The organism is Nitratireductor soli, from assembly GCF_001050155.1.
In the GTDB taxonomy this organism is placed as follows: Bacteria; Pseudomonadota; Alphaproteobacteria; order Rhizobiales; family Rhizobiaceae; genus Nitratireductor; species Nitratireductor soli.
In genome coordinates this window covers 122,730-146,710 of the sequence record NZ_LFVY01000009.1, presented here as the reverse complement: position 1 = coordinate 146,710, position 23,981 = coordinate 122,730, and the positions used below count along the sequence as shown (strand labels likewise).

Below are 23,981 nucleotides of genomic sequence, written 5' to 3'. Positions count from 1 at the left end.
TCTTTGCAACTGATTGTCATCTGACGCATAGTCGAGCTATGAATCAGCACCAGAACCGCAAGCCGGATTACGAGCGCGAGATGCGCCGCGCAGGCATCAGGATCACCCGGCCGCGCAAGATCATCCTGCAGATCCTGACGGACACGGAGGATCATCCCGACGCGATGGAAATATTCCAGCGTGCCTCGGCGATCGATTCGAGCATTTCTCTGTCGACTGTCTACCGCACGATGAAACTGCTGGAAGGCATGGGCGCCATCCACCGCCACGCCTTCGAGGGCGGTCGCGCCCGCTTCGAGCAGGCCGGCGGCGAACACCACGACCATCTGATCGACATGGACACGGGCGACGTGATCGAATTCCATTCGAACAAGATCGAGGCCCTGCAGGAAGAAATCGCCCGCTCGCTGGGCTACGATATCGTCCATCACCGGCTGGAACTCTACGGCCGCAAGCGCAAGCGTTGAAATTGAAGCTGCCCCAAGGCGGCGACACGGCCCGTGAACCAAACGCAAGTGCCGCCGTGGTGGAGGGGATACCACGGCGGCCATGCTTGAAACACCGCGGCAGCCCGGAGAGGGGGGATGAGGCTGCCGCTATTTTGTCCGGAAAAGGCGGGGGACGAGCCTTGGCCGGACCACGGCGAAAAATTGCCGCTTCCTGATATTTTGTGCTTGAACGTGGCGATTCAAGGGCACAAGCATTACAAGTTCGTAACAAAGACGTGATGGGTAGAGCGGTTCCAGGAGAAGTGAGGATCCGTTCTCCGTCCGGAATTGCGCAAAAACAATGAGATAGGGCGCCCTTGTGTAGCGTCCGAACGTCGTAAACGACGCAATACTCTACGCCCATTGCATTGACCCGGTGCGTGGTTCGACAGGCTCACCATGAGGGGAGGCGTATGGTTGCAAAGCCCGTCTGCAACGCCCTGGAATCAGGTTCCCTGCCAAACCCGACCGCCCTCATGGTGAGCCTGTCGAACCACGCACGGCGCTAGCCGCACAACGTTTGACCTACCGTCCGTTGCTGTCAGCACATTGGCGTGCAAACCGCCGGTTTGCCCCCTTTGCCATGGACAGGCGGGAGCCATCGCGCTACCCGTAGCAGCCATGAAAAAAGGCGATCATCTCTTCCTCATTGACGGCTCGGGCTATATTTTTCGCGCCTATCACGCGCTGCCCCCGCTGACCCGCAAATCCGACGGCCTGCCGGTCGGCGCCGTGGCCGGTTTCTGCAACATGCTGTGGAAGCTGCTGCAGAGCGCCCGCGACACGGATGTCGGTGTCACGCCGACCCATTTCGCGGTGATTTTCGACCATTCGTCGAAGACGTTCCGCAACGATCTGTACCCGGAGTACAAGGCCAACCGCTCCGAACCGCCGGAAGACCTGATCCCGCAATTCGGCCTGATCCGCGAGGCCACCCGCGCCTTCGACCTGCCCTGCATAGAGCTGCCCGGCTTCGAGGCCGACGATCTGATCGCCACCTATGCGCGGCTGGCCACGGAAGCCGGCGGCGAGACCACCATCGTCTCCTCCGACAAGGATCTGATGCAGCTCGTCGATGGCTCGGTCTCCATGTACGACCCGATGAAGGACCGCGAAATTCGCGTGCCGGAGGTGATCGAGAAATGGGGCGTGCCGCCGGAAAAGATGATCGACCTGCAGGCGCTGACCGGTGATTCCGTCGACAATGTGCCGGGCGTGCCGGGCATTGGCCCGAAGACCGCGGCGCAACTCCTGGAGGAATATGGCGACCTCGACACGCTGCTGGCGCGCGCCGGCGAGATCAAGCAGAACAAGCGCCGCGAGAACCTGATCGAGTTCGCCGAAAAAGCGCGCATCTCACGCGAACTGGTGCGGCTGCGCACCGATGCGCCGGTCGAGTTCCAGATCGACACCTTCGAGTTGGCGCCGCCGGACGGGCCGAAGCTGATCGGCTTCCTGAAGGCCATGGAGTTTTCCACGCTGACCCGGCGGGTGGCGGAGGCGACGGGCGCCGAAGTGGCCGAGATCGAGGCGACGGAAGTGCAGGTTGAAACGGGTGAAGCCGCGCACGGGCCGGACATGGGCACGTCGACCGCCAAGGCGGAGCCCACAGCCGACGATGCGGCATCGACACCGCAGAAGCTGGCCGCCAGGATCGCCGAAGCCGCCCCGGCCGAGGTGTTCGACCGGGCCGCCTATGTCTGCATCCGCGACCTCGACACGCTGCGCGCCTGGATCGCCGACGCCTATGAGACCGGGATTCTCGCCTTCGATACGGAAACCACCTCGCTCGACCCGATGCAGGCCGAGCTCTGCGGCTTCTCACTAGCGACGCAGCCGGGCCGGGCGGCCTATGTGCCGCTCAGCCACAAGAACGGCACGGGCGATCTTCTGGGCGGCGGCATGATCGACGGCCAGATTGCCGAAAAGGACGCACTCGATGCCATACGGCAGGTGATGGCCGACCCGTCGGTGCTGAAGATCGGCCAGAACCTCAAATATGACTGGCTGCTGATGTACAGGCTCGGCGTCGAGATCGTCGGCTGCGACGACACGATGCTGATTTCCTACGTGCTCGACGCCGGCACCGGCAGCCACGGCACGGTCAGCCACGGCATGGACGCGCTGTCGGAGCGCTGGCTCGGCCATACGCCGATCCCCTACAAGGAACTGACCGGCTCCGGGCGCGGGCAGGTGACCTTCGACATGGTCGATCTGGAGCGCGCCACCGCCTACGCCGCCGAGGATGCCGACGTCACCCTGCGCCTCTGGCAGGTGTTGAAGCCGCGCCTGGCAGCCCAAGGCCTGACGAGCGTCTACGAGCGCCTCGAGCGGCCGCTGATCCCGGTCATCTGCCGCATGGAGCATCGCGGCATTGAGGTCGACCGGCAGATCCTGTCGCGCCTGTCGGGTGATTTCGCCCAGACGGCGGCCGGCATGGAGGATGAGATCTATGCGCTCGCCGGCGAGCGCTTCACCATCGGTTCGCCAAAACAGCTCGGCGAAATCCTGTTCGCCAAGATGAGCCTGCCGGGTGGCAGCAAGACGAAAACCGGCCAATGGTCGACATCGGCCCAGGTGCTGGAGGATCTGGCTGCCGCCGGCCATGAGCTGCCGCGCAAGATCGTCGACTGGCGCCAGGTGACGAAGCTCAAATCGACCTACACGGACGCCCTGCCCGGCTACATCAATCCTCAGACGAAGCGCGTCCACACCTCCTATGCCATGGCCTCGACCACGACAGGCCGGCTTTCTTCGTCCGAACCGAACCTGCAGAACATCCCGATCCGCACGGCGGAAGGCCGCAAGATCCGCGCCGCCTTCGTGGCGCCCGAGGGCACCAAGCTGATCTCGGCCGACTACAGCCAGATCGAATTGCGCGTGCTGGCTCACGTTGCCGACATCCCTGAACTGAAGAAGGCCTTCGCCGACGGCCTCGACATCCACGCCATGACGGCCTCGGAAATGTTCGACGTGCCCGTCGAGGGCATGCCGCCGGAGGTGCGCCGCCGCGCCAAGGCGATCAATTTCGGCATCATCTACGGCATCTCGGCCTTTGGCCTGGCCAACCAGCTCGCCATCCCGCGCGAAGAGGCCGGCGCCTACATCAAGCGCTATTTCGAGCGCTTTCCCGGCATCAAGAACTACATGGACGACACCAAGGCGCAGGCGCGCGCCAACGGTTATGTCGAGACGGTCTTCGGCCGCCGCGCCCATTATCCGGAAATCCGCTCGTCGAACCCGCAATTGCGCGCCTTCAACGAGCGCGCGGCGATCAACGCGCCGATCCAGGGGTCCGCCGCCGACATCATTCGCCGCGCCATGGCCCGCATGGACGAGGCGCTGCTCAACGCCGGGCTCGACGACGTCAAGATGCTGCTGCAGGTGCATGACGAATTGATCTTCGAGGCGCCGAACGAGAAGGTCGAGAAGGCCATTCCCATCATCTGCCACGTGATGGAGAACGCCGCCCTGCCGGCGCGCGCCCTGACCGTGCCGCTGCAGGTGGAGGCGCGCGCCGCCGACAATTGGGACGAAGCCCACTGACCACATGACATTTCTCGGGCTCGACCTTGCGACGATCGCATCCTTCGCCCTGACCTCGGTGCTGATCGAGCTGACACCGGGCCCGAACATGGCCTATCTGGCGCTGGTTTCCGCATCGGAAGGCCGCCGCGCCGGGTTTGCGACGGTGGCCGGCGTGGCACTCGGGCTGGGCGCCATCGGCGTCATTGCCGCCCTCGGCGTGGCCGAGGTGGTCCACGCCTCGCCGCCGCTCTACGAGGGGTTGCGCTGGGCCGGAATCCTGTTCCTGCTCTATCTCGCCTGGGACGGCTGGCGGCAGGGAACCGACGTGGTGGCCAGCAACGACAAGCCGGATGGCGCGCATTTCATGCGCGGGCTGGTGACGAACCTGCTCAACCCGAAGGCCGCGGTCTTCTACGTCGCCGTCCTGCCGACCTTCATCGACCCGACCCGGCCCCTGACGCCGCAAACCATGCTTCTGACCGGCATCTACGTCACCGCCGCGACGCTGATCCATGCGGCCATCGTCATCCTGGCCGGTGCATTGCAGCCGCTTCTGGACGATCCGCGGCGCGAGCGTCTCGCCCGGCGCGTTCTTTCGGCGCTTCTGGCTCTGGTTGCGCTCTGGTTCGGTTGGACGACCGCCCGCTAGAACGAGAACCCCGCCGACGAAGGCGGGGTTTGATGACTGAAGCAACTCCGGCGGTGATCGCCTACCACAATTCGTAGCGCAGGCCGACACGCACTTCGTGGCTGGAAAAGCCGGCATCGCTGCCCTGGACACCGGTGGCGCCGGCAGCGGCCGTCGCTGCGTCGAAGGCGAACATGTCGCCGCCATCGACATTGCGGTAGCGGTAGCCGAGATCGACCTTCATGTTGTTGGAGAAGTCGTAGGACACGCCGGCCATCAGCGCATAGGTGAAGCGCCAGTCCGATTCGCCCGCATGGGTCGATGTGCCGGCGAGCGACGGGCTGGGGCAGGCCCCGCCGACGCAGTAGGCGCTGTTGCTGAGGTCGTCCCAATTGACATAGGTGTAGCCGACGCCGGCGCCGACATAGGGCGTGAAACCGACATAGGTGCCGAGATCGACATAGCCGTTCAGCAGAACGGAATAAGCCGTCAACTCCGAAGAATCGTCGGAGCGGCAGGTGGTGCCGAGTGGGCTGCCCGCCGTGCAGGGACTGCCGCTGGAGGTCGTGCCGGAGAAGCTGGCGCTGAACCGGTCGAGGGTCACGTCGGCGCGCAGCCAGTCCGTGAAGGAATAACCGAAGCCGACGCCGAAGCTGAAATCCTTCGACAGGGAGCCCGTGTCAAAGCTGTTCGCGCCGTAGCTCACGCCATCGAAGGTTCGATAGGTGAACGGGTCCTTGGGCTCGGTCTTCAGCGAATAGCCGATGTCGCCGCGCAGATACCATCCGGAACCGATTTCGATGGGAACCACATCGGGCGCCTCCTCGATGACGATCGGCGGATCGTAGTCGGCCGCGCGGGCGAGGCCGAGCGGTACCAGTGTCAGCGCCACTGACGAGATGAGCAGACGGGTAATTAAGCACATAATCCGGACTCCGCGAGATGCGACGGATTAAGGGTGCCCCCGCCGCTGTTCGGAAGCATTGTTAACCATCGCAGTTAAGCGACGGTTAAGGCTAACGTTGGGTTAGCGTGTTTGTTGACCATGGGTTTCAAGCGGCTGCACGGCCCGACGAACCGCAAAACAAAAAACCGCCCGGCACAAGGCCGGGCGGTTCCAGGTCCGATGGGACAGGGTTACTTGTAGACCGGCGGCTCGAACGGAGGCGGCTCGTAGCTCACAACCTGCGGTTCGGAGATGCAATTGGGATTGCCCGGGCCGAACTGGTAACGCAGGCCGGCGCGCGCCTCATGCACGTTGATGCCCTTGTCGAAGCCGGGAGCGACGCCGGAGGCATATTCGAACATCCGCCCACCGGCGACACGCGTATAACGGTAGCCGAGATCCAGGTTCAGGTTCTGCGTCAGGCAGTAGGAGGCGCCGGCCATCAGCGAATAGGCGAAGCGCCAGTTGCTCGACCCCTTGTGGACAATCGTGCTGCCGCCGCTGATCGAATTCGTCAGATCATCCCATTTCACATAGGCGCCACCGATGCCGGCGCCGACATAGGGAGTCACGCCGTAATAGGTGCCCAGATCGACATAGGCGTTGGCCATCAGCAGCAGCGCGCTGTAGGCCGTGCTGTCGGTCGACACGCAAGGGACGCCGCCGCCGCAGGTGCCGGACGTGGTGCCCTCGAAATCCGACTTGAACCAATAGTCGGCGGTCAGATCGGTGCGCAGATGCCTGTTGATCTGGTAGCCGACGCCGGCGCCGAGCGACATGGCGCCCTTCAGCTTCGTCGTGTCGAAATCGTCGGTGCCGCCACCGGCGCCGTAGGTGATGTATTCGGTGCCGCGCAGCTTCGACCAATGGTAGTCGAGATCGCCGCGGATATACCAGCCGCCGAACGAGGGCGCGGGCTCAATGATCTGCGGTGGCGGCGCCTCGATGATCGGCGGCTCATAAAGATCGGCGGCAAAGCCGACCGTCGGGACGATGAGCAGAAAGGCCGCCCCGAACACCTTTGTAAACTTAGACATGGCTTCCCATCCTTGACGTCGCCGCGCCCCCCTGGGCACACTGGCTGATTGCAAGTTGACGGGATATTCGAATGAAAAGGTTAAGTACCGCTTAACCTTAAGCCTTAACCACGTTCGATATGCACGTTTTACGGGAACCGGCGTGTGCCGGAGGTCGATACGGGCCGGGAAATGCAAAAAAGCCGGCGCGCATGGCACCGGCCTTCCTCATGCATCCAGCCTGTCGGTCAGGCGGCGTTCTTCGATTCGGCGATGGCGTGGATGATGTCGTCGACCACGCTCTCGACCAGCGACGGATCGTCGGCCTCTGCCATCACGCGGATCAGCGGCTCGGTGCCCGAAGGGCGGATCACCAGGCGGCCCTTGTTGCCAAGGCGCGATTCGGCGTCGGCTATGACCGCCTTCACCGGGGCCGTATCGAGCGGCTTGCCGCCACTGATGCGGATGTTCTTCAACAGTTGCGGCACCGGCTCGAACACCTTGCAGACCTCGCTGGCCGGCTTGTTCTGGCGCTTGATGCAGGCAAGCACCTGCAGCGCCGCGACCAGCCCATCGCCGGTGGTCGAGAAATCGGACAGGACCACGTGGCCCGACTGTTCGCCGCCGACATTCAGCCCATTGGACCGCATGCGCTCCACCACATAGCGGTCGCCCACCTGGACGCGGTGCAGGTCGAGCTTCAGATCGCCCAGGAAGCGCTCGAGACCGAGATTGGACATCACCGTCGCCACGACCCCGCCGCCGGCGAGCCGGCCCATCTCGTGCCAGGACTGGGCGATCAGGCCCATGATCTGGTCGCCGTCGATGACCGCGCCGTTCTCGTCGACGATGACCACGCGGTCGGCGTCGCCATCGAGCGCGATGCCGATATCGGCGCGCACCTCGTGTACTTTCTTGGCCAGGCTCCACGGGTGCGTCGAGCCGCATTCCTCGTTGATGTTGACGCCATTCGGCTCGTCATGGATCGTCACCACCTCGGCGCCGAGCTCCCACAGAGCCGCCGGCGCCACCTTGTAGGCCGCGCCATTGGCGCAATCGACGACAATGCGCAGGCCCGACAGCGACATGGAGCGCGGCAGGGTGCGCTTGGCGAACTCGATATAGCGGTCATGCACGCCATCGACGCGCTTGGCGCGGCCAAGCCCACCATTATCGGCGAGTGCGAGCTCGACTTCCTTGTCGAGCATCGCTTCGATGCGGCCCTCGATCTTGTCGGACAGCTTGTAACCGTCCGGGCCGAACAGCTTGATGCCGTTGTCGTGGTAGGGATTGTGCGAGGCCGAGATCATCACGCCGATATCGGCGCGCAGCGAGCGCACGAGCATGGCAACTGCCGGTGTCGGGATCGGCCCGAGCAGGAACACGTCCATGCCCGCCGCGCAAAACCCCGAAACCATGGCGTTTTCAATCATGTAACCGGAAAGCCGCGTATCCTTGCCGAGCACGACACGGTGGCGGTGGTTGCCGTTCTGGAAAGAGAGGCCCGCGGCCATCCCGACCTTCATGGCGATTTCCGCCGTCATCGGAAAACGGTTCGCGCGGCCGCGAATACCGTCCGTACCAAAATACTTCTTCGCCATTTTGTCCTTAGTCCTGCCCCTTAGGCGCACTTTGTCGGAGTTACGTGTCAAAGCGGCGTCCCTCAATCCCTATTTGCCACAGGACCGGCTACCAAGCGCATCAAATTCTGTGAGGCAGTGTAACGGTTTCAGTATAAACGTCAGCTTGCCAATTGTGCTTAATAACACATTAATGACCCCGCAAAATATACCATTCGCGACGATCCAGCGAACCGATCCTTATTGCCGGCCAAAGAAAAACGCCGTGAACCGTGTTCACGGCGTTCTTTCATCAAGCTATGGAAAAAGCGGTCTCGCTCTCCCGTCAGCCCTGCGGCTGCGGTTCCAGGCCGCCTTCAGGCTCCTCGCCATCCTTCTTCCGGCCCTGCTTGCGCGCGCCTGCCTTGGGCACTGCCGAACCGCGCGAAGGCGGCGTGTCGTCACCCAGGTCGCGCGCCGGCTTTTCGCCGCGCAGCAGAGCCTTGATCTCGTCACCCGACAGCGTCTCGTACTCGAGCAAGCCTTCGGCGATGGCGATCCAGCCCTTCTTCTGCTTGGTCAGGAGCGCTCGCGCCGTCGCGTAGGCCTCGTCGATAAGCCGGTGCACTTCGCTGTCGATCTTCTGTTGTGTCTCCTGCGACGTGTTCTGCTGGCGCGCCACCGAATGGCCGAGGAACACCTCTTCCTGGTTCTCACCGTAAGCAACCTGGCCAAGTTCGTCGGAGAAGCCCCATTGCGTGACCATCGCCCGAGCAAGCTTGGTCGCCTGCTCGATGTCGGAGGATGCGCCGGAGGTGATGTTCTCCTTGCCGAATTTCAACTCCTCGGCAACACGGCCGCCCATCAAGATGGCCAGGCGCGAGATCATCCATTTGTAGCTCATCGAGTAGCGGTCGCCCTCGGGCAACTGCATCACCATGCCCAGCGCGCGGCCGCGCGGGATGATCGTCGCCTTGTGCACCGGGTCCGCCTTCGGCACCAGCATGGCGACGATGGCATGACCGGCCTCGTGATAGGCGGTCAGTTCCTTCTCTTCCTGCGTCATGGCGTGCGATCGGCGCTCGGCGCCCATCATGACCTTGTCCTTGGCGTCCTCGAACTCGGCCATGGTGACCAGGCGCTTGTTGCGCCGCGCCGCCATCAGGGCAGCCTCGTTGACGAGATTGGCGAGATCGGCGCCGGAGAAGCCGGGCGTGCCGCGCGCCACGATCTTGAGATCGACGTTCGGCGCCAGCGGCACGTTGCGCACATGCACCTTGAGGATCTTCTCGCGGCCGGCGACATCCGGGTTCGGCACCACCACCTGGCGGTCGAAACGGCCGGGACGCAGAAGCGCCGGGTCGAGCACGTCGGGCCGGTTGGTCGCGGCGATCAGGATGATGCCCTCATTCGCCTCGAAACCGTCCATCTCGACCAGAAGCTGGTTCAGCGTCTGCTCACGCTCGTCATTGCCGCCGCCAAGGCCGGCGCCGCGATGGCGGCCGACCGCATCGATCTCGTCGATGAAGATGATGCAGGGAGCATTCTTCTTCGCCTGTTCGAACATGTCGCGCACGCGCGACGCGCCGACGCCGACGAACATCTCGACGAAATCCGAACCGGAGATGGTAAAGAACGGAACGTTTGCCTCGCCCGCCACGGAGCGCGCCAGAAGCGTCTTGCCGGTGCCGGGAGGGCCGACGAGCAGCACGCCGCGCGGAATCTTGCCGCCCAGCCGCTGGAATTTCTGCGGATCGCGCAGGAACTCGACGATTTCCTCGAGATCCTCCTTGGCCTCGTCGACACCCGCCACATCCTGGAAGGTGACGCGGCCATGCGCCTCGGTCAGAAGCTTGGCCTTCGATTTGCCAAAACCCATCGCCCGGCCGGAGCCCGACTGCATCTGGCGCATGAAGAAGATCCACACACCGAGGATCAGGATCATCGGCAGCCAGGAGATCAGATAGCCGAGGAAGGAATTGGAGCCGTCGGATTCGGGGCGCGCATTGATCGTCACGCCGCGCTCTTCAAGACGCGGCACCAGCGACGGATCGCCTGGCGAATAGGTCTGGAAGGGGGTGCGGTTGCCCGTATAGGTGCCGGTGATGCGGTCGCCGGTGATGGTCACCGATTCGATGCCGCCCGACGACAGTTCCTGCAAGAACTGCGAATAGGCGATGTCACGCGTCGCGCCACGCTGCTGGGGCGCCTGAAACAGGTTGAACAGCGCGATCAGCAACACGGCGATGATCGCCCACAGCGCGAAATTTCTGTAATTCGGATTCATATAGGTCCCGCATACACGCCAATATGGCGATCATCCGTTTGAAGTGGTTCAGCTTAACATAGGGAGCCGGTGCATTCTTGCCAAGCCAAGCCGCCCCGACAGCTCACCTTTAGGTTAAGCCTCCGCACCGATTGTGTTCGGGTCATGGCGTGGCGACAGCAATTTTGCCGCCCGTCGCGCGGATCAGGGCGTTGGCCGGCGCAATGTCGAAGGACGGCAGAAGCCGTGCCCATGGCGCGGGAACGCGCAGGCCGGGCGCTCCTGCCGGATCGCGGGCGGCGCCCAGAAGCCGGTTCCCCTGCCACACCGCCGGTTCGGTCGATTGCCCAGCAAAAACAAGATCCTGCGGCAGGGAAGCGGCCACATCCGACGGAACCGCGCGCGCCTGGCGGCCGAAGGCGGCAATCCGCGTGCCCGCCTCGGTGCCGACCCAATAGCGCCCGTCCCAGAGAGCCAGGCTGCCGTCCATGTCGCGCACCGGCAGGTTGCGCCGCTCGCGGTGGACATGAACTCCGGACCGGCGCACATCGAATACAGCCCGCGACAACGTGGCGCAAACACCCCCCTGCAGCGCCGCGAACGCCTTGTCCGCCGCCGCAACCCCGGCAAATTGCCCGGCGCCGCCTGCCATGGCGGCGATCACACGGAACGCATAGAGCGCAGCAACCCGGTCTTCGGCAGCGAACAGATCTTCGGCAACCCGGTAGAGACCCGGCGCGACGCGGTGCAGATGCGCCTCGATCAACGCTGCCGCACGCGCGCCCAACATGACGCGCTCATCGGCCGCTGCGTCCGCCCGACACGCCAAAGCCTCGACCGAAAGATCGCTCAGTCCACGCCGTGCCCGCACCCGCTCGTATGCGGTGTTGTCGTTGCTCGGGTCGTCGAGCCAGGAAACCCCGCCCGCCGTCAGGAAGGCGCGCAGCGCCTCGCGCCGCAGGGGCAGGAGCGGCCGCACAAACCAGGTTGCGCCGTTGTAAAGCGTCGCCGGCGCGATGCCCGCGACGCCCCGGCCCACGCCGCGCGATGCGCGCATGAAGACGGTTTCCGCCTGGTCGTCGCGCGTGTGCCCGGTGAAGACGATGCCGGCGCCAAGATCGCCCGCCGCTTCGGCCAGCAGCGCCAGCCGCGCCGTCCTTGCTGCGGCGGAGATGCCGGAGACGGGCTTTTGCCCGCGCCAGACCATCGTACGATGCGCCACGCCATGCGACCGGCAGAGATCGGCAACGAAGCGCGCCTCGGCCGCTGCCTCGGGGCGCAGACCATGATCCACCGTTACCGCCGTCAGCAGCGGCGCGGCCTGGAGGTCATCGAGAAAACGTTTGAGAAGAATGAGAAGGGCGAGGGAATCGCCACCGCCGGAAACCGCTGCAATCACGCTTTTGTGTTTGCTCAGCGCAAAGCGGCTGAAAAGCTGGTTCGGCTCCGGCTGCATCACCGGGTTCAGCAACCGGCGAGCGCCTGTTCCTGCTTGACCCGCTCTTGCAGCGCGCCGGAAATGTTCGGGTATTTCTGGCCGATTTCGCGATAGGTCACGCAGGCCACGTCGCGCTGGTTCATTGCCGCCAGCGAAATGCCGAGCTTCAGAAGCATGTCCGGCGCCTTCTTGGCGGTCGGGTGGTCGCGGCTGGCGCGCAGGAAGATCTCGGCCGCGTCGCGGTAGCGGTTCTGCCCGAGCAGCGCCTCGCCCAGCCAGAAATGCGCATCCGCCGTCCGCCCGTCGCCGGGAAACCGCTCGATATGATCGCGAAACCCGGCTTCCGCCGTCTTGTAGTCGCCGGACAGGATGAACTCATAGGAATTCCGGTAAAGCTCTTCCGGATTGTCCGCCGAGGGCAGAGCCGCCACATCGTTCCCCTGCGCGGAGTTTCCCTCACCGGGCTGGATCAGGTCGACCGGCGCGCCGATCTCCCCACCGATGATATTGCCATTGGCATCGAAGCGGGCGCTGCCCAGCTGGCGCGGTGGCTCGCCCGTGGTCGGCGCCGGGCCGGTGGCGCTGCCGATGGCACCGCCGTCAACGCCTGTTCCAGGGCTGCCCCCAGACGGCGAACCGGCTGGCGGGTTCGGTGCTTCCGATCTCTGCTGCGGCGTGTCGGTGCCGGCCGCGCCGCCGCCATTCCTTTCCAGCTCCTGGAAGCGGAATTCATTGTCTTCCATCAACCGCCGAAGCTGATCCTGCATCTGCAGGATCTGGAAATTCAACTCTTCCACCCGGCCGTTGAGCAGCCGCATCTCCTCTTCCAGGCCGGAAACCCTGGGATCGCCTGCCTGTGCCAGAATTATGTATCCGCCGTCATGCTCTGCCGGTTTCAGCACCGCCTGTTGCGGCCGAAGCAGGTTACTGCCGGGCGAAAACCCGAGATCGCGGGCCACTGCCGGCCCAACGAAGAAAAGTGGCAGCGCCAGAACGCCGCCCAATACCGTTCGCAAAAACATTCCAAGCTCGCTTTCGCAATAAGACATTGAGGCCATTGTTACCCCAATTGCTCTTTATCAGGGCGCGAGACTTCGGCCAAATTTTGATTTTTAGGCAAAGGCCGCGGGCATTCCGCGCGACTTCCCCCTCGAAAGCTGGCAAGGAACCCGCTATATGGCGCCTCAAAGGATATGGAATGGCACGCATCTATCAGACACGCGCCTGGCAGGACCAGCTTTCTCCGTCGATCGAGGAGATGGAACTCCTGGCGCTGGAATCCTACGCAAACCTGCCGGGAGATTTCCGCGAGCTGACCGGCGAGATCATCATCCAGATCGCCGAGTTCCCGACCGAGGAGATCATGGACGACCTCGCGCTGGAGACGCCGTTCGACCTGCTCGGCCTGTTCGAGGGGCGCGGCATCGCCGAGCGCTGGAACCCCGCCACCGGCGAGGGACCGAACCGCGTCACGCTCTATCGCCGGGCGATCCTCGACTATTGGGCGGAGAACGAGGAGACGCTGGGCGACATCGTCACCCACGTGCTGATCCACGAGGTCGGCCACCATTTCGGCCTGTCCGACGACGACATGGCGCAGATCGAGGACACTGTCGCCTAGAGCATTTTGTAGTCAGGTGGTTCCACCTGACGTCCACATAAATGCGGAAAAACAATGAGATAGATCATGATAAGTTGGAGTGGTATACGGACGGAAACCCGCTTCACACTTTTCCCCATCCCGCGCTGAGGGCGGGCGGGTTCAATAGTCTCCAAGCTTGATATCCGGCGTGTATTCGGCGCCCTCGACCTCCTTGTAGACCGCCTGTCCGCACCGCATCGCCTTCGCCTCCGCGTCATAGGCATAAGTCGGCGCGCCGTGCAGCAGCCAGCCCTTGTTCAGGGCGGCCGTCACCTTGTGGCAAAAGCTTGCATCGTCCGGCCCGGTAAGAAACCGATAAAGCCTCATTGCTCTCTCTCCTCGATGGCCCGCGCCCGGGCGAGCAGGGTTTGCGCCATGTCCAGATGGAGGCGTTCGACCATCCGGCCGCCGAGCGATATCGCCCCACGGCCCTGGTTCTCCGGCAATGCGAACGCATCAACGACGGCGCGCGCCTCCGCAACATCGCCACGCGACGGCGCAAAGGCCGCGTTGGCCGGTCCGATCTGCGCCGGATGAATCAGCGTCTTGCCGTCGAACCCCATCGCCCGCGCTTCCAGGCACGCCTGCCCGAAGGCGTCGAGATCGCGAAAATCGTTCGACACGCCGTCGAGCACGGCGAGATTGCCCGCCCGTCCCGCCATCACCATCTGCAGCAGGAACGGCGCCATGTGACGCCGGTCCGGCGACAGGGAGATGCCGGTTTCCTTGGCGAGATCATTGGTGCCGGCCACCAGGCAGGCAAGCCGCGCGGCGGGGTTTTGCCCGAGCTCGACGATCGGCCCAAGATTGAGCATGGCGCGCGGCGTCTCGATCATCGCCCAAAGCTTGAGCGCGCGCGGCGCATCCATCTCGTCGAGCGCCGCATCCGCGTCGAGAATGTCCTTCGGCCCGTCGATCTTCGGCAGCAGGATACCGTCCGGCCTGGCGGCGCGGGCGGCCAGCAGATCTTCGGTCCCCCAGTCGCCCGCCAGCGCGTTGATGCGCACGACGATCTCGCAGCCGGGCCGCCCGTCACCGGCGAGAAAATCCCGCAGCCGCTCGCGCGCCGCCACTTTTTGCTCAGGGGCGACGGCATCCTCAAGGTCGAAGACCACGGCATCGCAATCAAGCGACGCGCATTTCGCCAGGGCTTTTTCGTTGCTGGCGGGCACGTAGAGAACGGAGCGGCGAAGCGGGGAGGGCATGTCTTGCATGGCCCATTTCATGGCCCAGCGGCGCTTCGCGCGCAAGAGAGCTTTGCTTTGGCCCATCGCCTTGTGTAAGGAGAAGCGGCACACAGAATGGCCGAGCAGACGAGACGGACCACGATACATGGACAAATTCACCAAGCTGACGGGCGTTGCCGCCCCCCTGCCGATCGTCAATGTCGACACCGACATGATCATCCCGAAGGATTATCTGAAGACGATCAAGCGCACCGGGCTCGGCACCGGGCTTTTCGCCGAGATGCGCTATCACGAGGATGGTTCGGAGAATCCGGATTTCGTGCTCAATAAGCCGGCCTACCGCAATGCGCGCGTGCTGGTCGCCGGCGATAATTTCGGTTGCGGCTCGAGCCGCGAGCACGCACCGTGGGCGCTGCTCGATTTCGGCATTCGCTGCGTCATCTCCACCAGCTTCGCCGACATCTTCTACAACAATTGCTTCAAGAACGGCATTCTGCCCATCAAGGTCAGCCAGGAAGAGCTGGACATGCTGATGGACGACGCCCGGCGCGGCTCCAACGCTACGCTGACGGTCGATCTGGAAGAGCAGGAAATCCGCGGCCCCGATGGCGGCGTCATCAAGTTCGAGATCGACGCCTTCAAGCGCCATTGCCTGCTGAACGGCCTCGACGACATCGGCCTGACGCTGGAGAAGGGCCCGTCGATCGACACGTTCGAAAGCAAGTACACGCAAAGCCATCCCTGGGCTTGATAAGGCTCGCCCCGTTTTTCCTTCTCCCCGTCAACGGGGAGAAGGTGGCCCGAAGGGTCGGATGAGGCGCGGCTCCAGCCTCCGCCTGCTGTCTGCGCCAAATTGCCGATCGCAAAGCAAAGCATCCTCCACCGTACCGCCTGCCGCCAGATGCGCCTTGCGCAAAAACGGCTGGCGCTTTAGCAAATGCCTCGAATTCCCTTCGAGAGGCATCCCCAAGAGGCACACATGGCAACGCGCAAACTTCTTCTTCTTCCCGGCGACGGCATCGGCCCCGAGGCGATGGCCGAGGTCAAGAAACTCATCGGCATGATGAACGACGAGTTCGGCGCCGGCTTCGAGACCGAGGAAGGGCTTGTCGGCGGCTCCGCCTACGACGCGCATGGCCAGTCGATTTCCGACGCGGACATGGACAAGGCGCTGGCCGCCGACGCGACGCTGTTCGGCGCGGTGGGTGGACCGAAATGGGACGGCGTTCCCTATGAGGTGCGCCCGGAAGCCGGCCTGCTGCGCCTGCGCAAGGAGATGGAGCTGTTCGCCAATCTGCGCCCGGCGATCTGCTACCCGGCGCTGGCGGCGTCTTCTTCGCTCAAGCCCGAAGTGGTCGAGGGTCTCGACATCCTGATCGTCCGCGAATTGACCGGCGGCGTCTATTTCGGCGAGCCCAAGGAGATCATCGACCTCGGCAACGGCCAGAAGCGCGGCATCGACACGCAGGTCTACGACACGTTCGAGATCGAGCGCATTTCCGGCGTCGCCTTCGAATTGGCGCGCACCAGGGGCAACAAGGTCTGCTCCATGGAAAAGCACAACGTCATGAAGTCCGGCGTGTTGTGGAAAGAGGTCGTGGCGAACATCCACAAGGCCAAGTATTCCGATGTCGAACTGACCCATATGCTGGCCGATGCCGGCGGCATGCAGCTCGTGCGCTGGCCCAAGCAGTTCGACGTCATCGTCACCGACAATCTGTTCGGCGACATGCTGTCGGACGTGGCGGCGATGCTGACCGGTTCGCTCGGCATGCTGCCCTCCGCCTCGCTTGGCGCACCCGACGCCAGGACCGGCGCGCGCCGCGCCCTCTATGAACCGGTGCACGGCTCGGCGCCGGACATTTCCGGCAAGGGCATCGCCAATCCGATCGCCATGATCGCCTCCTTCGCCATGTGCCTGCGCTATTCGTTCAACATGGTCACTGAAGCCGACCGCCTGGAGAAGGCGATTGCCGAGGTGCTCGATGACGGATTGCGCACCAGGGACCTGATGTCGGACGGCATGACCGAGGTCGGCACCGCCGCCATGGGCGACGCCATCGTCGCCAAATACCGGTCACTCGCCTGAAATCTAAACCTGTGGGCGCCGGTCTCAGACCTGTGCCCACAGCAGCGTCAGGACGACGATGCCGGCAAGGCCGGCGATGAAGATCCCCCGGCGCAGCGGCGTGCGCAGAACGGTGTATCCCTGTCGTGCCTCTTCTGCGGTAATGTGGGTGTGATCGCGTTCTATCGGCATGATCGCCTCCTCTCTTCTTGAAACCCGCGGCCGGAGCACAGGTTCCATCGCGTGGGGGCATCAGAGGAAGCCGATCAAGCGCCCGCAGACGAGCACTCCCAGCCAAAGGACAATCGAGAGAAGCCCGAGGACGCGGCCCGCGCCGCGCCTGGCCTGATCGTTCGGCCTCGCCGAGAAATGGAGGAAAACCAGCATGTTCGCCCCGGACAGAAGGATGAGAACCATCTTCAGCGCGAAGGCGGGGTTGGCGACATACTCCGTGGCCCGCACGCCGAACATGAGGGTGCCCGTGACGGCCGCACCAAGAAATGCCGTCAGGGCCAGGCGCCGCATCAGCCGCACGAAGGGCGCCTGCGGTTGCGCGAGCAGGAAGCCGAGAATGCGCAGGTCCATCAGGAACACGCCGGTCAGCAGCGCCCCGATCGACAGGATGTGCAGGGCGTTCACCAGCGGATAGACGTAGAAAGACCTCTTGAGCGCCTCGACCGGCGCGCTGGTTTCTATCGCCGACAGGAACTCCAATCCGGCCACCCCTTCCTCGCCCCATTCCTCGGGGCCCATTCTGCGGCCATGTCGTCAGCTCGGCGGGGCCCGCCCGGGATAGACGTTATAGGTGTTGCCGCCGACAATGATGCGCGCGGCTTTCATGCGACGTTCGCTTTCGTCACGCGAGCGGTTGCCGATGGCGACCACCTCGTCGCCCGGGGCAGCCGCGCCCTCGTCGAAGCCGGCTGCGATGGTGCGCGAGGGCGGCGCCAGTTCCACCCGCCAGCTCTCGCCCTCGACATCCACGTCCAGCGTGGCATGGGGATTTCCGATGTAGATGTCGGTGATGATGCCCTCGAGCCTGAATTGACCGTCCTCCGTCCACGACCACCCGTGATGGGCGAGCGCCGGCACGACGAGCAGCAGGACCCCGAGGGCGAGCAACGGCACCCCGCTGCGGGCGCTTCGCGTCATTCCGCTTCTCATGGCACGCTCCAGGATTGCGTATGGCCTGTAGGCAAACCTATGGCCGGGGCTGCCCAGGTCAACTCACATTCCGGAGAGCGCCCGACCGGCGCATTGACTTCGATCCGATTCGGCGTAATACAGCGCGCGGAAACGGAGATTGTCTCGACATGCGCGCTTTTCTTTCAGCGCCCCATGCACAGAGCCTGCCAAACGCTGTCGGGAACGATGGCGCGGGTTTCCGCTTTACCAAAACGACGGCCAAAACGACCGGCAAAACGGTCTGATCCTTCTGGCTGCTCGTTCTCTCCCCGGGCCAAGCCGGGGAGGAGATGCCCGCATGGCCAAGCGGGTTTCCATTCAAAACCACGCGGAGAGGGACAGGAGTTAGACCAGATGGGTTTCAAGATAGCTGTCGCCGGCGCCACCGGGAATGTCGGCCGCGAAATGCTCAACATTCTCGAAGAGCGTGGTTTTCCCGCCGACGAAGTGGTGGCGCTTGCCTCGCGCCGCTCGGTCGGCACGGAGGTTTCCTATGGCGACAAGACGCTGAAGGTCAAGGCGCTCGAAACCTATGACTTTTCCGACACCGACATCTGCCTGATGTCGGCCGGCGGCACGGTTTCGAAGGAATATTCGCCGAAGATCGGCAAGCAGGGCTGCGTCGTCATCGACAACTCCTCGGCCTGGCGCTACGACCAGGACGTGCCGCTGATCGTGCCGGAAGTGAACCCCGACGCCATCGACGGCTTCACCCGCAAGAACATCATCGCCAATCCGAATTGCTCGACGGCGCAGCTCGTCGTGGCGTTGAAGCCGCTGCATGATGTGGCAACGATCAAGCGCGTCGTGGTTTCCACCTACCAGTCGGTCTCCGGCGCCGGCAAGGAAGGCATGGACGAACTGTTCGAGCAGACGCGCGCCGTCTTCGTCGCCGACCCGATCTCGACCAGCAAGTTCACCAAGCGCATCGCCTTCAACGTCATCCCGCATATCGACGTCTTCATGGAAGACGGCTTCACCAAGGAAGAGTGGAAGATGGTCGCCGAGACCAAGAAGATGCTCGACCCGAAGATCAGGCTGACGGCGACCTGCGTGCGCGTGCCGGTCTTCATCGGTCATTCGGAAGCCGTCAACATCGAGTTCGAGAAGCCCATCAGCCCCGAAGAGGCGCGCGAGATCCTGCGCGAGGCGCCGGGCTGCCAGGTGATCGACAAGCACGAGGACGGCGGCTACATGACGCCCTATGAGAGCGCCGGCGAAGACGCCACCTACATCAGCCGCATCCGCGAGGATGCGACGGTCGAGAACGGCCTGGCCATGTGGATCGTCTCCGACAATCTGCGCAAGGGCGCCGCGCTGAACACGATCCAGATCGCCGAACTGCTCGTCGCCCGCGGATTGATCCAGCCGAAGAAAAAGGCCGCCTGACAGCCCGGAAGGGCGCCGGCAGACTCCTGACCGTTCCCGCAGTTCGTCATCCTCGGGCTTGACCCGAGGATCCATGCCGGAACGGCCCATCCAATGCGCCAACCAACGCATCGCAAACGAAAAATGGCGGGCCTCGCAGCCCGCCATTCGCATTCCAACCACAAGAACCCGCTTAGCTGGCGGCTTCCTCGGTGGCGGCCTCTTCGGCCGGAGCCTCTTCGGCCGGAGCAGCGGCGGCCTCGGCAGCAGCGGCTTCAGCCTCGGCGGCGGCGGTCTTCGCGTCTTCCTCGGCCTGCTTGGCCTCGGCCAGGCGCTCCTGTGCCTTCTTGCCTGGCTCACCCTTTGTCGGGTTGCTGCGCTCGGGGCGCTTGGCAATGCCGGCCACGTCCAGGAAGCGCAGGACGCGATCGGTCGGCAGCGCGCCATTGGCAAGCCAATGCTTGATGCGCTCCTCGTTCAGGACAACGCGATCGGCGTCCTTGTCCAGCATCGGGTTCCACGAACCCAGCTTTTCGATGAACCGGCCGTCGCGCGGGCTGCGCACATCGGCCACCACCACGTGGTAATAGGGACGCTTCTTGGAGCCCGCACGGGCCAGACGGATTTTCAGTGCCATGGTTTTTTCCTTTCGATAATGGCTTCAAGCCGGCACGATGTGCCGGAATCTCGGTCGCGGCTTTCCGCGTGTTGGAAAAGGTCGGCTTTCAAGGCTGACCTCATGCTTGCGCTTCGCCCTCCCGGTTGGCGCCATTGCCGTGTTCCTCGGCGATGGCTTCGTGATGGCGGATCACTTCGTGGATGATGAAGTTGAGAAACTTCTCGGCGAAATCGGGATCGAGATGCGCATCGTCGGCCAGCCGGCGCAGGCGGGCGATCTGCTGGCGCTCGCGCTCCGGATCGGCCGGCGGCAGGTCGTGCGTCGCCTTCAGGTGGCCGACGGCCTTGGTGCAGCGGAACCGCTCCGCGAGCATGTGCACCAGCGCCGCATCGATGTTGTCGATCGACGCACGCAGCTCGAGAAGCTTTGCCTTTGCCGCATCCATGTCGCCACTCATCCCCACATCCTCACTTCTTCTTCGGCAGGCCGGGAAGCCCGCCGGGCAATCCCGGCAGACCGCCGCCCGGAAGCCCCGGCAAGCCAGGCATGCCGCCCTTCGGCAAACCACCGCCCAGACCAGTGCCAAGACCGGCCGCCTCCGCCTGCTTCTGCAGGGCTTCGAGCTGCTTCGGGTCCATCTTCGACAGGTCGGGCATGCCGCCCGGCATCCCGCCTCCGAGGCCACCGAGCCCCATCTTCTGCGCCATGCCGCCCATCAGGCCGCGCATCATGCCGCCCTTGCGGCCCTTGCCGCCCATGGCCTTCATCATGTCGGCCATCTGGCGATGCATTTTCAAGAGCTTGTTGATCTGCGCCGCGTCCGTGCCGGAGCCGGCGGCGATGCGCTTCTTGCGGCTGTGCTTGAGCAGGTCCGGATTGGATCGCTCCCTGGCCGTCATCGACTGGATGATGGCGATCTGCCGGCCGAACATCTTGTCGTCCATGCCGGCATTGGCCATCTGGTCCTTCATCTTGCCCATGCCGGGCATCATGCCCATGATGCCGCCCATTCCGCCCATGTTCTGCATCTGGCGAAGCTGCTCGGCCAGGTCGTTCAGGTCGAACTTCCCCTCCTGCATCTTCTTCGCCATCGCCGCGGCCTTGTCCGCGTCGATGGTTTCGGCGGCCTTTTCCACGAGGCTGACGATGTCGCCCATGCCGAGGATACGGTCGGCAATGCGCTTGGGGTGAAACTCCTCCAGCGCGTCCATCTTCTCGCCGACGCCGATCAGCTTGATCGGCTTGCCGGTGACGGCGCGCATCGACAAGGCGGCGCCACCGCGCCCGTCGCCATCCATGCGGGTCAGCACAAGGCCGGTAATGCCGACGCGGTCGTTGAAATTGTTGGCCAGGTTGACGGCGTCCTGGCCGGTCAGCGAATCCGCCACCAGCAGGATCTCGTGCGGCGACGAAATGCGCTTGATGTCGGCCATCTCGACCATCAGCGGCTCGTCGATATGCGTGCGGCCGGCCGTGTCGAGGATCACCACGTCGTGGCCGCCGAGACGCGCGGCCTGGACGGCGCGCTTGGCGATGTCGACCGGCGACTGGTCGGGCACGATGGGCAGCGTGGCGACGCCGATCTGCTCGCCGATCTGCTTGAGCTGCTCCTGGGCGGCGGGCCGGCGCGTGTCGAGCGAGGCCATCAGGACCTTTTTGCCCTGGCGCTCGGTCATCCGCTTGGCGATCTTGCCGGTGGTGGTGGTCTTGCCCGAACCCTGCAGGCCGACCATCATGACGACGACCGGAGCCGGCGCATTGAGATCGATCGTCTCGCCCTCGGCGCCGAGCATCTCGACCAGCTCGTCATGGACGATCTTGACGACCATCTGGCCGGGCTTGATCGATTTCAGCACTTCCGCGCCGACGGCCTTGGCGCGCACGCGGTCGGTGAAGGAACGCACCACATCGAGCGCCACGTCCGCCTCGATCAGCGCCCGGCGCACCTCGCGCAGCGCCGCCGAGACATCGGCCTCCGACAGCGCGCCACGGCCCGTCAGGCCGTTCAGGATGGAACCAAGGCGTTCCTGGAGCGATTCAAACATCCGCGTTCCTCATATCTCGCATCATCCGCATGTGTTGCGAGAGGTAATGCATCCACGCCACGCCTTCAAACCCGTTGCAAAGCCGAAAAGCACCCGGGGGCGCATCGCGCTGCCGGGTGTTGACCTCCAGGATCGCCTCCTTCGTGAAAAGGTGCCCTGGTCGGCTGCTCGGAGTTGTCACTCGTCGCTGAATTTCCGCGCCTGTAGACAGGAAATCCGGCCTTGAGTCAAGAAGAGTGCCGCGACCGTGGGTCGGCGACACTCTTCTCTGGGCAGGGAACGCCCGTTAGCGCAGCACGTAGACGATGCGTCGCGTCTCAGGCTCGACGAGAACCGGCTGCTGGTTCACATAGACATAGCGATATTGGTAGTCGGGAATCTCGCGCACCTCGACCGTCTCGGGCAAGGCCGCCCCTACCACCACTTCACCGTCCAGATAGACCGGGTCGAGTGTGTTCGACTCTATGTAAGTGCGCACTTCGGTCGGCGGCGCCGGGATCGGCTCGATCGTGCCGAGCGCGGTCTTGCGGCCGATCAGCTCGCCGCGCACCACACCGGTATCGACGCTCGACGTTGCTTCGAACGACACGGGCGGCAAGGCCTCGGCCGGGCGCTCGGTGACGACGATGCGTTCCTCGCCGCCGAATGGCGCGATCAGGTAGTCGGAATAGGCCCACCCATCGACGCCGTTGGCGGTGACGACGCACCATTTGCTGCCCTCCTGGCAACCGCCGATGACGGCTTCCTGATTGGCGCCGATCGCACCGACGACCGGGTAATGCGGGCCAGGGCCCGAGCGGATATTGAGATCGGTCGTCGCCACGGCCACCACGTCGGCGGCGGCGACGCCGGCAAAGGCAAAGAGCGCCGTTGCGGCAACTGCACTCTTGAGAAGCATCCTGTTCATTATCGTTCTCCTGTCAGACCCGACTGGAGCAATAAACGGCAGGGGAGCGGTATTGGTTCCTCGTCCAGGACCCGCTGGAAACGGAGAGTGAACGCTGAAACGGATCGGTAATCACCATTATGCTAACCCGCAAAAGGCCTTGCGGCGGGTGACAGTGCGTGCAAACGCTGGCAGGATCAAATTTTATGGCCATTATTTTCTTAAGGAGAGCGACATGGCTTTCGGGGGCAGGGCGGCGATCATAGCCGCAACTGTGTGTGCATCAGTTTTTGCCGCGGGCGCCGCATCGGCCGCCCAGTGTGGAAGCAATGCGGGCGGCTTTGAGAACTGGAAGGCGCAGTTCAGCCGCGAAGCCGCGTCGCGCGGCATCGGCAAGCGCGGCCTCGATGCGCTGGCCAGCACCAGCTATGCCAGCAAGACCATCGCCGCCGATCGCGGCCAGAAGAGCTTCAAGCTGTCGCTCAACTCGTTCATGCAGAAGCGCGGCGCCAACGCCATCATCTCGCGCGGCAAGGGCATGAAGAAGAAGCACGCACAATTGTTCGCCAACCTCGAGAAGCGCTATGGCGTGCCCGCCGGCCCGCTTATCGCCATCTGGGGCATGGAGACCGGCTTCGGCGGCTTTCTCGGTAACCAGCACACCATGTCGGCCGTGGCGACGCTGGCCTATGACTGCCGGCGTTCGGAGTTCTTCACCGGTCACCTCTATGGCGCCCTGCAGATGGTCGATCGTGGCATGCTGCATCCCAGCACCAAGGGCGCGGCGCATGGCGAGATCGGCCAGACGCAGTTCCTGCCCGGCAACGCATTGAAATATGCGGTCGATGGCGACGGCGACGGCCGCGTCGACATGATCCGCTCATCGGCCGACGCGCTCGCCTCGACGGCCAATTTCCTGCGCGCCCATGGCTGGCGTGCCGGCGCGGGCTATCAGCCCGGCCAAGCCAATTTCCGCGCCATCCAGGGCTGGAACGCGGCAAGCGTCTACCAGCAGGCCATTGCCATCATAGGCAAGGAGATCGATGGGTGAGGCGCGGTCGGCCATAGGCCGATCAATCGACAACGATTTGTCGATTGAAGCGACGAACGCC

Annotated in this window: 23 protein-coding genes; 8 read left to right on the top strand and 15 right to left on the bottom strand. The window is 64.0% G+C overall.

Going from position 1 to position 23,981, the window contains the following annotated elements; all coding sequences use genetic code 11:
• Positions 1-38: 38 nt before the first annotated feature.
• The 3 genes from AB843_RS12970 to AB843_RS12960 all read left to right on the top strand — a co-directional run bounded on the left by AB843_RS12970 (position 39) and on the right by AB843_RS12960 (position 4,665).
• Positions 39-467 carry a Fur family transcriptional regulator gene (locus AB843_RS12970; protein WP_048647276.1) on the top strand — a complete coding sequence of 143 codons (429 nt, stop codon included), beginning with the start codon at positions 39-41 and terminating at the stop codon, positions 465-467.
• A gap of 642 nt (positions 468-1,109) precedes the next feature.
• The gene (gene polA, locus AB843_RS12965; protein ID WP_048647275.1) at positions 1,110-4,034 is read left to right on the top strand and encodes a DNA polymerase I; all 2,925 of its coding nucleotides are present in this window, start codon (positions 1,110-1,112) and stop codon (positions 4,032-4,034) included.
• Between the two features lie 4 nt (positions 4,035-4,038).
• Positions 4,039-4,665, top strand: coding sequence for a LysE family translocator (locus tag AB843_RS12960; RefSeq protein WP_048647274.1), 627 nt, complete (start codon positions 4,039-4,041; stop codon positions 4,663-4,665).
• A gap of 61 nt (positions 4,666-4,726) precedes the next feature.
• Here the strand turns inward: AB843_RS12960 and AB843_RS12955 are convergent, their stop codons facing one another.
• The 6 genes from AB843_RS12955 to ybgF all read right to left on the bottom strand — a co-directional run bounded on the left by AB843_RS12955 (position 4,727) and on the right by ybgF (position 12,891).
• Positions 4,727-5,569, bottom strand: a complete 843-nt coding sequence (locus tag AB843_RS12955; protein WP_048647273.1) for an outer membrane protein — start codon at positions 5,567-5,569, stop codon at positions 4,727-4,729.
• Positions 5,570-5,781: 212 nt separating this feature from the next.
• Positions 5,782-6,627, bottom strand: a complete 846-nt coding sequence (locus AB843_RS12950; protein WP_048647272.1) for an outer membrane protein — start codon at positions 6,625-6,627, stop codon at positions 5,782-5,784.
• Positions 6,628-6,854: 227 nt separating this feature from the next.
• Complete coding sequence (gene glmM / locus AB843_RS12945; protein ID WP_048647271.1) at positions 6,855-8,207, bottom strand: phosphoglucosamine mutase; 1,353 nt, start codon at positions 8,205-8,207, stop codon at positions 6,855-6,857.
• Positions 8,208-8,511: 304 nt separating this feature from the next.
• Complete coding sequence (gene ftsH, locus AB843_RS12940; protein WP_048647270.1) at positions 8,512-10,452, bottom strand: ATP-dependent zinc metalloprotease FtsH; 1,941 nt, start codon at positions 10,450-10,452, stop codon at positions 8,512-8,514.
• A 142-nt stretch (positions 10,453-10,594) separates the two neighbouring features.
• On the bottom strand, positions 10,595-11,902 hold the full coding sequence (gene tilS / locus AB843_RS12935; protein WP_048647269.1) for a tRNA lysidine(34) synthetase TilS: 1,308 nt from the start codon (positions 11,900-11,902) through the stop codon (positions 10,595-10,597).
• The gene (gene ybgF / locus AB843_RS12930; RefSeq protein WP_048647381.1) at positions 11,896-12,891 is read right to left on the bottom strand and encodes a tol-pal system protein YbgF; all 996 of its coding nucleotides are present in this window, start codon (positions 12,889-12,891) and stop codon (positions 11,896-11,898) included. Before ybgF ends, tilS begins: the two co-directional genes overlap by 7 nt.
• 176 nt (positions 12,892-13,067) lie before the next feature.
• Here ybgF and AB843_RS12925 point away from each other — a divergent pair, with 176 nt between their 5' ends.
• Positions 13,068-13,490, top strand: a complete 423-nt coding sequence (locus AB843_RS12925) for a metallopeptidase family protein (RefSeq protein ID WP_048647268.1) — start codon at positions 13,068-13,070, stop codon at positions 13,488-13,490.
• A 141-nt stretch (positions 13,491-13,631) separates the two neighbouring features.
• Here AB843_RS12925 and AB843_RS12920 read toward each other — a convergent pair whose 3' ends face one another.
• Both AB843_RS12920 and AB843_RS12915 read right to left on the bottom strand, forming a co-directional pair.
• The gene (locus AB843_RS12920; protein ID WP_048647267.1) at positions 13,632-13,838 is read right to left on the bottom strand and encodes a DUF1737 domain-containing protein; all 207 of its coding nucleotides are present in this window, start codon (positions 13,836-13,838) and stop codon (positions 13,632-13,634) included.
• On the bottom strand, positions 13,835-14,725 hold the full coding sequence (locus AB843_RS12915; RefSeq protein ID WP_048647380.1) for an HpcH/HpaI aldolase/citrate lyase family protein: 891 nt from the start codon (positions 14,723-14,725) through the stop codon (positions 13,835-13,837). Before AB843_RS12915 ends, AB843_RS12920 begins: the two co-directional genes overlap by 4 nt.
• 118 nt (positions 14,726-14,843) lie before the next feature.
• Here AB843_RS12915 and leuD point away from each other — a divergent pair, with 118 nt between their 5' ends.
• Both leuD and leuB read left to right on the top strand, forming a co-directional pair.
• Entirely contained in the window at positions 14,844-15,449 is a 606-nt protein-coding gene (leuD, locus tag AB843_RS12910) for a 3-isopropylmalate dehydratase small subunit (RefSeq protein ID WP_048647266.1), read from the top strand.
• 228 nt (positions 15,450-15,677) lie between these two features.
• On the top strand, positions 15,678-16,787 hold the full coding sequence (gene leuB, locus AB843_RS12905) for a 3-isopropylmalate dehydrogenase (protein ID WP_048647265.1): 1,110 nt from the start codon (positions 15,678-15,680) through the stop codon (positions 16,785-16,787).
• A gap of 24 nt (positions 16,788-16,811) precedes the next feature.
• On the opposite strand, the gene AB843_RS25910 is transcribed toward leuB, so the two are convergent.
• The 3 genes from AB843_RS25910 to AB843_RS12895 are packed head-to-tail and all read right to left on the bottom strand — an operon-like array spanning position 16,812 to position 17,918.
• The gene (locus AB843_RS25910; RefSeq protein WP_164481555.1) at positions 16,812-16,958 is read right to left on the bottom strand and encodes a hypothetical protein; all 147 of its coding nucleotides are present in this window, start codon (positions 16,956-16,958) and stop codon (positions 16,812-16,814) included.
• Positions 16,959-17,018: 60 nt separating this feature from the next.
• On the bottom strand, positions 17,019-17,519 hold the full coding sequence (locus AB843_RS12900) for a hypothetical protein (protein WP_048647264.1): 501 nt from the start codon (positions 17,517-17,519) through the stop codon (positions 17,019-17,021).
• Between the two features lie 15 nt (positions 17,520-17,534).
• On the bottom strand, positions 17,535-17,918 hold the full coding sequence (locus AB843_RS12895; RefSeq protein WP_087587099.1) for a DUF6152 family protein: 384 nt from the start codon (positions 17,916-17,918) through the stop codon (positions 17,535-17,537).
• Positions 17,919-18,305: 387 nt separating this feature from the next.
• Here AB843_RS12895 and AB843_RS12890 point away from each other — a divergent pair, with 387 nt between their 5' ends.
• Positions 18,306-19,340: an aspartate-semialdehyde dehydrogenase gene (locus tag AB843_RS12890; protein ID WP_048647262.1), complete on the top strand. Its 1,035-nt coding sequence runs from the start codon at positions 18,306-18,308 to the stop codon at positions 19,338-19,340.
• Between the two features lie 172 nt (positions 19,341-19,512).
• Here the strand turns inward: AB843_RS12890 and rpsP are convergent, their stop codons facing one another.
• The 4 genes from rpsP to AB843_RS12870 all read right to left on the bottom strand — a co-directional run bounded on the left by rpsP (position 19,513) and on the right by AB843_RS12870 (position 22,890).
• Complete coding sequence (gene rpsP, locus AB843_RS12885) at positions 19,513-19,956, bottom strand: 30S ribosomal protein S16 (RefSeq protein WP_048647261.1); 444 nt, start codon at positions 19,954-19,956, stop codon at positions 19,513-19,515.
• 100 nt (positions 19,957-20,056) lie between these two features.
• Positions 20,057-20,395 (bottom strand): chorismate mutase, encoded by a 339-nt coding sequence (locus AB843_RS12880; protein ID WP_048647260.1) that lies wholly within the window; start codon positions 20,393-20,395, stop codon positions 20,057-20,059.
• Between the two features lie 10 nt (positions 20,396-20,405).
• Positions 20,406-21,983: a signal recognition particle protein gene (ffh, locus tag AB843_RS12875; protein WP_048647259.1), complete on the bottom strand. Its 1,578-nt coding sequence runs from the start codon at positions 21,981-21,983 to the stop codon at positions 20,406-20,408.
• Positions 21,984-22,269: 286 nt separating this feature from the next.
• Positions 22,270-22,890 carry a DUF1236 domain-containing protein gene (locus tag AB843_RS12870; protein WP_048647258.1) on the bottom strand — a complete coding sequence of 207 codons (621 nt, stop codon included), beginning with the start codon at positions 22,888-22,890 and terminating at the stop codon, positions 22,270-22,272.
• A gap of 214 nt (positions 22,891-23,104) precedes the next feature.
• On the opposite strand from AB843_RS12870, the gene AB843_RS12865 reads away from it, so the two are divergent.
• On the top strand, positions 23,105-23,920 hold the full coding sequence (locus AB843_RS12865; RefSeq protein WP_048647257.1) for a lytic murein transglycosylase: 816 nt from the start codon (positions 23,105-23,107) through the stop codon (positions 23,918-23,920).
• Positions 23,921-23,981: the final 61 nt, after the last annotated feature.